The sequence below is a fragment of the Delftia sp. 11MD genome (assembly GCF_050907895.1).
Taxonomy (GTDB): Bacteria; Pseudomonadota; Gammaproteobacteria; order Burkholderiales; family Burkholderiaceae_C; genus Comamonas; species Comamonas tsuruhatensis.
This window is the reverse complement of record NZ_CP194333.1, coordinates 5,638,643-5,651,069: the sequence shown is the minus strand read 5'-3', so window position 1 is coordinate 5,651,069 and position 12,427 is coordinate 5,638,643. Positions and strand designations below refer to the sequence as shown.

Genomic DNA, 12,427 nt, shown 5'->3' with positions numbered 1-12,427 from the left:
TACCAGGCCCCGCGCGCGTCGTCGGTCATTGCCGGTCATTGCCGCCCGCACAGCGCACGGATGCGCTCCACATGCGCCAGCAGCGAGCGCTCGGCAATCGGCCACAGCTGCGGCGGGGCGTCGTCATAGGCCAGGCGCACCCAGTCCTGCACGCTGCCGTCGGGCTGTCTTTGCATGGCGGCCAGCACCTTGGCCTCGCGCGCCAGCCGGTGGGCCTTCAGCTTGGCGATCGCCTGGCGCGCAAAGCCCAGCACATAGCCATGGGCCGGCAGGATGAAGCGCGCATCGTGCGCGGCGCACAGCGCGTCCAGCCTGTCCAGCGAATCGATGTACTCGCGCATGTTGCCGTCGGGCGGATCGATGATGGTGGTGCTGCCGTTGAGGATGTGGTCGCCGCTGAACAGCAGGGCATCTTCCTCCAGCAGAAAGCACACGTGGTTGGCCGCATGGCCCGGCGTGAACACGGCCTGCAGCGTGTGGGTGACGGTGCCTTGCGCATCCTGCACGGCGATGCGCTGGCCATCTGCCAGCACGTGGTCTGGCGTGAAGCGGCTGGCCGGCCGGGCCGTGGGTGCCGAAGGCAGGCCGCCGATGGCCGGGCGTGGCTTGCCGGCCTGCACCGCCAGCGCCTGCAGCAGGGCTGCGCCCGGCGAATGGTCGGCGTGGGAGTGGGTGCACAGGATGTGGCGTATGTCGCCGCCGGCCGCCTCGAACAGGCGCTGCACATGCGCGGCGTCGGCCGGGCCGGGATCGATGCAGATGTAGCCCGTGGCGGCATCGCCCACCAGATAGCTGTTGGTGCCGGGGCCGGTCATCACACCGGGGTTGGGGGCCGTCAGGCGCAGCAGGTTCTTGCGCAGGGGCACGGCGCGCTCGCTCTGCCAGTCCAGCGTGTGCAGGATCTGGCCGTCCGGGCAGACCATTTCCAGCTCGCCGAAGGGGGCCTCGTCCTCCATGTGGCGGGCTTCCTTGCCATCGAGAAAGCCGGTGCGCGGGCAGCACTGCCACAGCGGCCGCTCGCCTTGCAGGGCGGCGAACACGGCATCGGTGCCCGCGAAGCGGCTGAGCCGGTCCAGCGTGCGGATGGTGGGAAAGATCATGGGAAAGCTGCCGGCGCGGTGGCGCTCCAGCGCTTGCTGGGGGCTCACCCAGATGGGCTCGAACTGTTCCGATCCGTCGGCGTCAGGCTCCTGGCCTTCGGGCATGCGCGCCACGAAGAAGGGCACATCGAAGCGCCGGGGCAGGTCGCGGTCGGCCGTCCAGTGGGCCAGGTACCACAGCGCATCCACGGCCAGGCGCAGGCCGCGTGCCTCGCACTGGGGAACCAGGGGCGCATTGCGGTCCAGCGTGGCCAGCTCGGCGGCCGATACCGGTCGGCCCTGGGCATCGTGGGCCAGCAAAATGCCGAGCTCCTCGAAAGTCTCGCGCAGGCCGGCGATGGCCTGGGTGACGCGCAGGCGGTCGCCGGCCTGGGCGGGGCGGGTGCTGGCGCAGGCATGGGCGGCGTCGGCAGAGTCCTGGGCCTCGATGCCGCCGCCCGGGAAGACATAGGCGCTGGGCACGAAGCTGGCCTTGGGCGAGCGCCTTGTCATGAGCACTTCCAGTCCGCTGCCATCGGCGCGGTCGCGCATCAGCAAAACGGTGGAGGCCTTGAGCGTGTCTACGGGCTGGCGCTGGGGGTGCAGGAGCTGGCTGGGGCGGGTCATGGGGGCATTATGCGGATGGACCTGCATCGTGCTGTTGCGCCGGAGACGCAGGCAGCTGGATGGCGCTCTGCGCCAGGGCATGCCCCGGATTGCGCCATGAGGCTGCCGTGCAGGGGATAATCGCGGGATGCAGATCCGCTTTACCAAGATGCAGGGCGCTGGCAACGATTTCGTGGTCCTTGACGAAACCGCCGGCCCGCTGGGCCTGAGCGCAGCCCAGTACCGCTTTCTGGCCCACCGCCAATTCGGCGTGGGCGCCGACCAGATCCTCACGGTGCGGCCCTCGCCCGCCGAAGGCATCGACTTCGAATACGTGATCCACAACGCCGACGGCGGCGAGGTCGAGCAGTGCGGCAACGGTGCGCGCTGCTTTGCCCGCTATGTGCACGACAAGGGCCTGACGGACAAGTCCGTCATCCGCGTGCAGACGCTGGCCGGCCTCATCGCCCCCGAGCTGCATGCCGATGGCCGCGTCACCGTGGACATGGGCCAGCCCGTGCTGGAGCCCGCCCTGGTGCCCTTCGATGGTGCAGGCCTGGTTCCCCGCCCGCTGGGTGCGGCGCAGCAATGGCCCCTGCAGCTGGGCGACGAGGCCACGGTCTGGATCGCCCCCGTTTCCATGGGCAACCCGCATGCGGTGCAGCTGGTGGACGATGTGGACCATGCGCCCGTGGCCACCTGGGGCCCGCTGATCGAGCGCCATGCGCGCTTTCCCCAGCGCGTCAATGCGGGATTCATGCAGATCGTCGATCGCGGCCAGATCCGGCTGCGTGTGTACGAGCGCGGTGCCGGCGAGACGCTGGCCTGCGGCACGGGCGCCTGCGCGGCCGTGGTGGCCGGCATCCGCTGGGGGCTGCTCGACGCGCGCGTCGATGTGCGCACCCGCGGTGGCCGGCTGACCATCGAGTGGGACGGCGGCGCAGTGCGCATGACCGGCCCCGCAGAGTTTGTTTTTGAAGGACAGATCGAGGTTCCCGACCAGCCATGAACAGCACTACCGATATCGCCGTCACCGAAGAGACGATTGCCGACTACCTGCTGAACCATCCGGAATTCTTCGAGCGCCACGCCGAGATGCTCGCGCGCGTGCAGCTGGTCAGCAGCCACAGCCCGCGCACCGTCAGCCTGCAGGAACGCCAGGCCGAGATGCTGCGCGAGAAGATCAAGGGCCTGGAGCACCGCATCATGGACATGATGCGGCACAGCAGCGAGAACGCCTCCATCGCCGACAAGCTGCACGCCTGGAGCTGCGCCCTGGCCAAGGTCCAGGACCTGCGCGAACTGCCCCATGCGCTGACGGCCAGCCTGCAGCATGTCTTCGAGGTGCCCCAGGTGGCCCTGCGCCTGTGGAACGTCTCCGGCGCGCAGACCAGCAGCATCTACACCATGGGCGTCAGCGACGATGCCAAGTCCTTCGCTGCCTCGCTGACCATGCCGTTTTGCGGCCCCAACATGGGCTTCGAGCCCGGCGGCTGGCTGGTCGATCCCGACGCGGCCCAGTCCCTGGCCCTGCTCACCCTGCACGATGGCGACCCCGGCAACCCGGCCCATGCCTTCGGCATGCTGGTCCTGGGCTCGCCCGATCCGTTGCGCTTCGAGGCCACCATGGGCACGGAATTCCTCTCGCGCATCGCGGCCCTGGCCAGCGCGGCCCTCTCGCGCATGCGGCCCGTGGCGCTGACCCTGGCGCGCGGCTGATCGGCTGAAAGCCCATGCCGGGGGCATCGGACAGGGACGGGCTCCCGGAAGGCGGCCTTCCGGCAGAGGATCTGGAGGCAGAGGACCTGGCGCTGCTCCCCTCCGCCGTCCATGCCTATCTGGAGCATGTGCGCGTGCAAAAGCGCCTGGCCGACCGCACCTGCGAGCTCTATGCGCTGGACATGGGCCGGCTGTGCGCCATGGCCCGCGACGCCGGCCTGGAACTGCTGGCGCTGCAGCCCGCCCATATCCGCCGCTTCGTGGCCCGGATGCATTCCCGGGGCCGCAGCCCGCGCGGCATTGCGCTCATCCTGTCCGGCTGGCGCAGCTTCTTCCGCTGGGCGGCCCAGCAGTCGCTGGTGCCTTTCAATCCTGTGGAGGGCGTGCGCGGCCCCAAGGCCCCCAAACCCCTGCCCAAGGCATTGGGCGTGGATGACGCCGTGCAGCTGGCCGCCTTCAGCAACGCCGACGCCGACCCCTGGATCGAGGCGCGCGACGCCGCCATCACCGAACTGCTCTACAGCTGCGGCCTGCGCGTGGGCGAGCTGGTGGGCCTGGACGTGGCGCCCGGCCAGGACACGCAGCGCCAGGGCCGTGGCTGGATAGACCTGCAGTCCGCCGACGCCCACGTGCAGGGCAAGGGCGGCAAGCGCCGCACCGTGCCCGTGGGAGCGGCCGCGCTGCAGGCGCTGCAGCGCTGGGTGGCCCTTCGGGAAACGGGTCTTGCGGGTGCGGCCGCGCAGGCTGCGCAACACGAACCCGCCCTTTTCATCGGCCGGCGCGGCGAGCGCCTTGGCGCGCAGTCGGTCTGGGCGCGGCTGCGCCAGCGCGGGCAGCAGGCCGGCCTTTCGGCCGGTGTCCATCCCCATGTGCTGCGGCATTCGTTCGCCAGCCACATGCTGCAGTCCAGTGGCGATTTGCGCGCCGTGCAGGAGCTGCTGGGCCACGCCAGCATCTCGACCACGCAGATTTACACGCGCCTGGATTTCCAGCATCTGGCCCAGGCCTACGAGAGCGCCCACCCGCGCGCGCGCCGCAAGAGCGGCGACAGCAGGCAAGTCGGCGAAATCGGCGAAACCCCTGAAAAGGACAACCTCGAATAAAAAAGGCCAAGCCCTCTGGCAAAACAGCACTTGACAGGCTCGCTAAACTTATTCGGAACGTCTTTTCGACAAGGCCCGTCCATGGTGGACGGGCCTTGCCGCTTCCCTTTGCTGAATTTTCTGAAAGCAATCCCATGGCACTGATTCCCGTCACCATCCTTACCGGCTTCCTGGGCTCGGGCAAGACCACGCTGCTCAAGCGCGTGCTCAGCGAGTCCCACGGCATGAAGATCGCCGTGATCGAGAACGAGTTCGGCGAGGAAAACATCGACACCGACATTCTCAAGACGGAGTCCAAGGAGCAGATCCTGCAGATGAGTAACGGCTGCATCTGCTGCACCATCCGCGAAGACCTGCGCGAGACCCTGCAGCTGCTGGCCTCCAAGCGCCGCAAGGGCCTGGTGGAGTTCGACCGCATCGTGATCGAGACCACGGGCCTGGCCGATCCCGGCCCCGTCGCCCAGACCTTCTTCATGGACGACGAGATCGCCGAGACCTATCTCATCGACTCCATCCTGACCCTGGTCGACGCCAAGCACGCCAACCAGCAGCTGGACGACCGCCAGGAAGCGCGCCGCCAGGTCGGCTTTGCCGACCAGCTCTTCCTGTCCAAGACCGATCTGGTCAGCGAGGACGAGAAGAACGCGCTCATCCACCGCCTCAAGCACATGAATCCGCGCGCGCCCATCCGCGCCGTGCATTTCGGCGAAGTGCCCCTGAACGAAGTCTTCGACCTGCGTGGCTTCAACCTCAATGCCAAGCTGGACATCGATCCCGACTTCCTCAAGGAAGACGATCACGACCACGGCCATGATCACAAGCACGAGCATGGCGAGCACTGCAGCCATGACCACGAGCATGACGAGAACTGCGGGCACGACCACGCCCACAGCCACGCCCATGATCACGAGCACGGCGAACACTGCAATCATCCTCACCACCATCACCACGATGACGACGTCAAGAGCTTCGTCTACCGTGCCGACCGGGCGTTTGACCCTGCCCGCCTGGAGGACTTCCTGGGCGCCATCGTCAACATCTATGGCCCGCGCATGCTGCGCTACAAGGGCGTGCTGAACATGCAGGGCACGGAGCGCAAGGTCATCTTCCAGGGGGTGCACCAGCTCATGGGCAGCGACCTGGGACCGCAATGGGCCGAAGACGAAAAGCGCCAGAGCAAGATGGTCTTCATCGGCATCGACCTGCCCCAGGACATCTTCCTGCAGGGCCTGGAGCAGTGCCTGGTCTGAGCCGTCTGTGAACTTTTGTGAGGAATTACATGGTTTTTGCTGACATCTGATTGACGCAGGAGCCGCCCGCATCTGCAGGCGGTTCCTCTGCTTTCATGTGGGGTATGTGCAACGGCTTGCGCTCCTGTAGAGCATCGATACAATCGCGCCCCTGAAGAGAGCCCCCAAGCCCAATGGACTGCCCCGCAGGGGTCGCCCATACCGTGAGGAGACAGCAAGTGAGCGCCGAATCCAGCAAGAAGCCGTCAGTGGCCGCCCAGGCCCCGGCTGCAAGCCAGAAGGCCGCGGTCCGCACTGCGGTCGGCGTCGTCGACCTGGCCTCCCGCGCCGGCTGGAAAAGGGCTCTTTGCACGCACGGCCGCCGCACGGCCTGGATTGCCGCACCCCGCCGCAAGGGGAAGCCGGCAGGTTCCGCAACTGCGGCGATCGGCTGTCCTACATGGCATTCGACCCGGGCGCCTCGATTGACAGTACCATCCATGGCCCCGTCCGATGCCCCCGGCTCGGACTAAGTTAGCGAAACCAACACTATGCCTACCACTACGCAAACGCCTTCGTCGGGATCGACGAAACGAGACCCCAAGCTGGCCAATGCCTGGAAGACCAAGTCGGCGGAGGAGCTGACGGATGCCGAAGTGCTGGCCATGTCCGATGACGACTACATGAATGAGAAGCAGATGGCGTTCTTCCGCCTGAAGCTGCTCACTCTCAAGCACGACATGCACACCAACGCGGGCGAGACGGCAGAAAACCTGCGCGAGGACACCGTGGTGGTTCCCGATCCGGCCGACCGCGCCACCATCGAGGAAGAGCACGCGCTGGAACTGCGCACCCGCGACCGCGAGCGCAAGCTGCTCAAGAAGATCGAGCAATCCATTGCACGCATCGACGCAGGCGACTACGGCTACTGCGACGAAACCGGCGAGCCCATCGGCGTGGGCCGCCTGCTGGCCCGTCCCACGGCCACGCTGTCGCTGGAGGCCCAGCAGCGACGCGAGCTCAAGCAGAAGATGTACGGAGATTGAGTTGCGGCAACGGCCTTCGGAACGGTGGTGCTAATCTGATTCGCCATGGCAAAAGAAGAGAGCAGCAAATCGGGAGGGTTGTTGTCCAAGGTGGTGCGCTTTGTGCGCCACCCGACGGTCAATTGGTCCGATCTCGACGGCCTCGACGCTGACCAGGAGAGCCAGTACAGCAAGCAGGCGCTCAAGGAAATGATCGAGCGCAAGCGCCGCAACGACTTCGTACGCAAGCGCGAATTCGACCAGCTGCGCCGCCTGCGCCAGGCCGAGTTGCAACAGGCCTCCCGGCCGGGCAGCGCATCTGTCGGTGTCGGCGTGCCCGGACCGGCTGCGCAGGGCTCGCAATTCCTCAGCAGCCTGCTGAGCTCCAAATCCTCCGGCGAGCGCGCCGTCACGCTCAAGAAGATCGACGAGATCGAGGCCCAGATGTCCCAGCAATGGTGGCGGGGCAAGCAGGCGGCCGATGCAACCACCATTCCCATGGCGCTGCCCGCTGGCGGCAACCCCGCGCCGGCGTCGTTTCGCAAGCAGCCGCCGCCGGGCCAGATCCCCATGCTCAGCGACGTGGTGCCTGCGGCCATCGCCTCGGCCGGCGATGTGGCGGCCTTTGCCACCACCTTGCCCATGAGCCTGGCACCTGCGCCGCAGGTGCCGTCCGTCTCCACGGCTCCCCTCATGGATTCCATGCCCATGGCCCGCCCCCTGCGGCCATTGGAGGGGGCGACCGATTTCCTGCCCGCCTTCGCGGCCACCGAGGTCTCTGCCCCGCAGCCCATGGACATGGTGCCGCCATCCTTCGTGGTGTTCGAGCACGATCCCGACCTCGAAGAGCCGGCCATCCTCTTTGCCAATGGCGACGTGGACGGCGCCGAGCAGGGCATGCTGGAGCTGATCGAGCGGCGCGATGTGCCTGCGCAGCTGCCGGTCTGGCTGGCCTTGCTGGACCTGTACCGCGCGGCCGATCGCCCGCTGCAGTTCGACAAGGCCGGCATTGAATTCGCGGCGCGCTTCGGCCGCTCCGCTCCCCAGTGGTTCGCGATGCCGCAGCAGCGCACCGCCGCGATGGCGCCCCTTCCCGGCGCAGCGGCAGGGCGCGGCTGGCGCTGGAGCGCTCCCGCCCAGGTCACGCCCAGCGCCGTCACGGCGCTGAAGGCCTCCCAGGCCAAGGCCGCCGGTCCCTGGACCCTGGACTGGGCTGCCGTGACCCACATCGACGAGGCGGCAGCCACCGCCTTGGAGGCGCTGCTTCAGCAATGGGCCGATTCCCAGGGCGTATTCGTGCTGCTCAACGCGGACCGGCTGCAGGCGCTGCTGGGCGCGCTGGCTCCCTCGGGCGACTCCGCTGTGGATACGCTGTGGTGGCGCCTGCGCATGGCCGTGCTGCGCCTGATGAACCGGCAGGATGATTTCGAGCTGGTGGCCCTGGACTACTGCGTGACCTACGAAGTCTCGCCACCTGCATGGGTGGACCCGGTCTGCCAGTGCCTGACGCAAGCCGTCGAGTCCGGCGGTGCACAAGCCCCTGTGCAGCCGGGCGCTGCCGCCCCGGCGGATACCGTGCGATTTGCGCTGTCCGGCACCATCGAAGGCGATGCCTCCACCTGGCTGGACCCGGTGCAGGAAGGCGCCAGCCTGGGCGAGCCGGTGTTCATCGACTGCACCCAGCTGGTGCGCATGGACTTTGCGGCGGCCGGCTCCGTGCTCAACTGGGCGGCCCATATGCAGTCGCTGGGCCATGTGCTGCAGTTCGGCCAGCTGCACCAGCTGGTGGCCGTATTCTTCAATGTGATCGGCATCCAGGAGCATGCGCAGGTAACGCCGAGACGGGACTGACCTGCCGAGCGGCGGCATTCTTTGGAGGGGCTCTTGAGAAGGCGGGAGCCGCCCTCATCTGGCACCGCTATGGAACAGTATCACGGCACCACCATCATCAGCGTGCGCCGGCAGACCCCCGAAGGCGTGCAGGTCGCCATCGGTGGCGATGGCCAGGTCACATTGGGCAACATCGTCGTCAAGGGTACGGCGCGCAAGGTGCGCAAGCTCTACCACGGCAAGGTGCTGGCCGGCTTTGCCGGCGCCACGGCCGACGCCTTCACGCTGTTCGAGCGCTTCGAGGCCAAGCTGGAAAAGCACCAGGGCCATCTGACGCGCGCGGCCATCGAGCTGACCAAGGACTGGCGCACCGACCGCGTGCTGCGCCGGCTGGAGGCCATGCTGGCCGTGGCCGATGCATCGGCCTCGCTGATCATCACCGGCAACGGCGATGTGCTGGAGCCCGAGCAGGGCATCGTGGCCATCGGATCGGGTGGCGCCTACGCGCACTCGGCGGCCAAGGCGCTGCTGACCAACACCGAGCTGTCGGCGGAGGAGATCGTGCGCAAGTCGCTGGCGATTGCCGGCGAGCTGTGCATCTACACCAACATGCATCACACGGTCGAGACGCTCTGAGACCCTCGCGGCGCGGGCGGTTCTCGCCCGGCCATTGAAACGGATAGCCGCCAGCGGCCAGGTAACGGAAGCGGGGCTGGCGGCGCAATGCTTCGAATACACACCATGTCCTCTGCCATGACCCCCCAGGAGATCGTCTCCGAACTGGACCGCCACATCGTCGGCCAGGCTGGCGCCAAGCGCGCCGTGGCCATCGCGCTGCGCAACCGCTGGCGCCGCCAGAACGTGGCCGACGGCCTGCGCCAGGAGATCACGCCCAAGAACATCCTCATGATCGGCCCCACCGGCGTGGGCAAGACCGAGATCGCGCGCCGCCTGGCGCGGCTGGCCGATGCGCCCTTCATCAAGGTCGAGGCCACCAAGTTCACCGAAGTGGGCTACGTGGGCAAGGACGTGGATGCCATCATCCGCGATCTGGCCGAGGTCGCCGTCAAGCAGACGCGCGAGGCCGACATGAAGAAGCTGCGCCTGCGCGCCGAAGACGCTGCAGAGGACCGCATCCTCGACGTGCTCGTGCCCCAGGCCCGCAGCGGCGAGGTGGCTGCCGACAGCACGGCCCGCCAGGTTTTCCGCAAGAAGCTGCGCGAAGGCCAGCTCGACGACAAGGAAATCGATATCGACGTGGCCGACGCGCCGCCTCAGGTGCAGATCATGGGCCCGCAGGGCATGGAGGAGATGGCCGAGCAGCTGCGCGGCATGTTCAGCCACATGGGCCAGGAAAAGCGCAAGACGCGCAAGCTGCGCATTGCCGAGGCCATGAAGCTGCTGACCGACGAGGAAGCGGCCAAGCTCGTCAACGAGGAAGACGTGCGCACGCGCGCCATTGCCAATGCGGAGCAAAACGGCATCGTCTTCATCGACGAGATCGACAAGGTCGCCACGCGCCAGGAAAGCAGCGGCTCCGACATCTCGCGCCAGGGCGTGCAGCGCGACCTGCTGCCCCTGGTCGAGGGCACCAGCGTCTCCACCAAGTACGGCGTGGTCAAGACCGACCACATCCTGTTCATCGCCTCGGGCGCCTTTCACCTGTCCAAGCCCAGCGACCTCATCCCCGAGCTGCAGGGCCGCTTTCCGATCCGCGTGGAGCTGGAGTCGCTGTCGGTCCAGGACTTCGAAGCCATCCTCACCCAGACCCATGCCTCCCTGGTCAAGCAGTACCAGGCGCTGCTGGCCACCGAAGGCGTCACGCTGGAGTTCACGCCCGAAGGCATCACCCGGCTGGCCGGCATCGCCTTCGAGGTCAACGAGCGCACCGAAAACATCGGCGCGCGCCGCCTGTCCACCGTGCTGGAGCGGCTGCTGGACGAGGTCAGCTTCGATGCGGCCAAGCTTTCGGGGCAGACCGTCACCATCGACGCGGCCTACGTGGACCAGCGCCTGCAGTCCCTGAGCCAGGACGAAGACCTGTCTCGCTTCATCCTCTGAAGCCTGCCCCGGCGGCCGAGCGGCCGCCATCGAAGTGACTGCCCGCATTGCCGGGCAGTCACTTTTTGTAGGAGGCCGGCCCGAGTTGCACCCCGTCGCCAGCGAATTGAATCGTTGCAATTGCCTGCCGGGATTGAGAGTTCACTTGCAATCACTCCCCTAAGTGCTTGTAAAGTCTCGGTTTTTTGTCATCACTCACATTGCATTCGATCTCTAAGTTGTTGATTTCATTGCAAATAATTGTCCATTCCCGGGTTGTGAAACACCAAATTGCTGCTACAGTGCAAAAAAGTGCAATTAAGTGGTGAAAGTTGCCTTTGTGCCCCGATTTCCGGGACGCGATGGCTCCAACCGACCGGGGTGACTGACCGTGTTTCAAGGGGCGTCCTCGCTGAATCTCGATGGCAAGGGGCGGCTGTCTGTGCCGACCCGGCATCGTGACGCCCTCTTGGCCATGGCGCAGGGCCAGGTCACCCTCACCAAACACCCCCATGGTTGCCTGATGCTGTTCCCGCGCACGGAGTGGCTGCAGTTCCGCGAGCGGATCGCGCAGCTGCCCATGTCGGCGCAGTGGTGGAAGCGCATCTTCCTGGGCAACGCCATGGACGTGGACATGGATGCCACCGGCCGTGTGCTGGTGTCGCCCGAGTTGCGCGACGCCGTGGGTCTGACCAAGGAGGTCGTGCTGCTGGGCATGGGCAACCATTTCGAGCTGTGGGACAAGGCCACTTATGAGGCACATGAAGCGAAGGCCATGCAGGAAGAGATGCCTGCGGCCTTCCAGGATTTTGCTTTCTAGGAAAGAGGCGTTCTCTTGAATCAGCCGTTGCAACACATCACCGTTTTGCTCGACGAGGCCGTCGATGCGCTGCTGGGCGGCGCCGCGCAGCCCGTTGCCGGGCAATGGGTGGACGCGACGTTCGGGCGAGGCGGGCATTCCCGGCGCATCCTCCAGCGGCTAGGGCCGGGCGGGACCTTGCTGGCGTTCGACAAGGACCCGGACGCGATCGAAGAGGCAGCGCGCATCACCGATGCGCGTTTTTCGATTCGGCACGAAGGGTTTCGCCACCTGGGCGAGTTGCCGGCCGGCAGCGTGCAGGGCGTGCTGATGGACCTGGGGGTGAGCTCTCCCCAGATCGACAACCCCGAGCGTGGCTTCAGCTTCCGCTTCGAGGGTCCGCTGGACATGCGCATGGACACCACGCGCGGTCAGAGCGTGGCGGACTGGCTGGCGGAAGCCGATGCCCAGCAGATTGCGGAGGTGATACGTGACTACGGCGAAGAACGGTTTGCTGGCCCCATTGCAAAGGCGATTGTTGCTCGGCGCGAAAGCCAGGGGCCCCTTCGCAATACCGCGGAGCTTGCCGAGCTCGTGGCTGGCGCGGTCCGGACCCGCGAGGCTGGGCAGAACCCAGCGACACGCACATTCCAGGCTCTTCGGATTTTCATCAATGCCGAGCTTGAAGAACTCGAACAGGCGCTAGAGGCCAGCCTGCGCGTGCTCGCGCCGGGCGGGCGCCTGGTGGTGATCAGCTTCCACTCGCTGGAAGACCGCATCGTCAAGCAGTTCATTGCCAGGCATTCCAAGGAAGTCTATGACCGGCGCGCACCCTTTGCCGCGCCCACACCCATGCGCCTTGAAGCCCTGGGCCGCATCAAGCCCAGCGAGGCCGAGGTCGCCGCCAATGCGCGTTCGCGCTCGGCCGTGATGCGCGTGGCCCGCCGCACCGAGGTGCCTGCATGAAGCGCACGCACCGTCTGGCGCAAGAGGAGGG

Annotated in this window: 11 protein-coding genes; 10 read left to right on the top strand and 1 reads right to left on the bottom strand. The window is 66.8% G+C overall.

Annotation, left to right across the window (positions count from 1 at the left end; all coding sequences use genetic code 11):
* Positions 1-35 precede the first annotated feature (35 nt).
* The gene (locus ACRSCF_RS25920; RefSeq protein ID WP_034366279.1) at positions 36-1,706 is read right to left on the bottom strand and encodes an MBL fold metallo-hydrolase; all 1,671 of its coding nucleotides are present in this window, start codon (positions 1,704-1,706) and stop codon (positions 36-38) included.
* 127 nt (positions 1,707-1,833) lie between these two features.
* Here ACRSCF_RS25920 and dapF point away from each other — a divergent pair, with 127 nt between their 5' ends.
* From dapF to rsmH, 10 genes are all read left to right on the top strand, one after another.
* Entirely contained in the window at positions 1,834-2,694 is an 861-nt protein-coding gene (dapF, locus tag ACRSCF_RS25915; RefSeq protein WP_034366282.1) for a diaminopimelate epimerase, read from the top strand.
* The gene (locus ACRSCF_RS25910) at positions 2,691-3,404 is read left to right on the top strand and encodes a DUF484 family protein (RefSeq protein ID WP_016448045.1); all 714 of its coding nucleotides are present in this window, start codon (positions 2,691-2,693) and stop codon (positions 3,402-3,404) included. Before dapF ends, ACRSCF_RS25910 begins: the two co-directional genes overlap by 4 nt.
* Before the next feature lie 14 nt (positions 3,405-3,418).
* Complete coding sequence (locus ACRSCF_RS25905; RefSeq protein ID WP_212645042.1) at positions 3,419-4,507, top strand: tyrosine recombinase XerC; 1,089 nt, start codon at positions 3,419-3,421, stop codon at positions 4,505-4,507.
* A gap of 134 nt (positions 4,508-4,641) precedes the next feature.
* Positions 4,642-5,757, top strand: coding sequence for a CobW family GTP-binding protein (locus ACRSCF_RS25900; RefSeq protein WP_016448043.1), 1,116 nt, complete (start codon positions 4,642-4,644; stop codon positions 5,755-5,757).
* A gap of 530 nt (positions 5,758-6,287) precedes the next feature.
* Positions 6,288-6,782: an RNA polymerase-binding protein DksA gene (gene dksA / locus ACRSCF_RS25895; RefSeq protein ID WP_016448042.1), complete on the top strand. Its 495-nt coding sequence runs from the start codon at positions 6,288-6,290 to the stop codon at positions 6,780-6,782.
* Positions 6,783-6,827: 45 nt separating this feature from the next.
* On the top strand, positions 6,828-8,612 hold the full coding sequence (locus ACRSCF_RS25890; RefSeq protein WP_034366288.1) for an STAS domain-containing protein: 1,785 nt from the start codon (positions 6,828-6,830) through the stop codon (positions 8,610-8,612).
* Between the two features lie 69 nt (positions 8,613-8,681).
* Positions 8,682-9,227, top strand: a complete 546-nt coding sequence (gene hslV, locus ACRSCF_RS25885) for an ATP-dependent protease subunit HslV (RefSeq protein ID WP_016448040.1) — start codon at positions 8,682-8,684, stop codon at positions 9,225-9,227.
* 105 nt (positions 9,228-9,332) lie between these two features.
* A complete protein-coding gene (gene hslU, locus ACRSCF_RS25880) occupies positions 9,333-10,652 on the top strand; it encodes an ATP-dependent protease ATPase subunit HslU (RefSeq protein WP_197065177.1) in 1,320 nt (439 codons plus the stop codon).
* A 370-nt stretch (positions 10,653-11,022) separates the two neighbouring features.
* Complete coding sequence (mraZ, locus tag ACRSCF_RS25875; RefSeq protein WP_026062826.1) at positions 11,023-11,451, top strand: division/cell wall cluster transcriptional repressor MraZ; 429 nt, start codon at positions 11,023-11,025, stop codon at positions 11,449-11,451.
* 15 nt (positions 11,452-11,466) lie between these two features.
* Positions 11,467-12,396 carry a 16S rRNA (cytosine(1402)-N(4))-methyltransferase RsmH gene (rsmH, locus tag ACRSCF_RS25870; protein ID WP_034366292.1) on the top strand — a complete coding sequence of 310 codons (930 nt, stop codon included), beginning with the start codon at positions 11,467-11,469 and terminating at the stop codon, positions 12,394-12,396.
* The last annotated feature ends 31 nt before the right edge of the window (positions 12,397-12,427 follow it).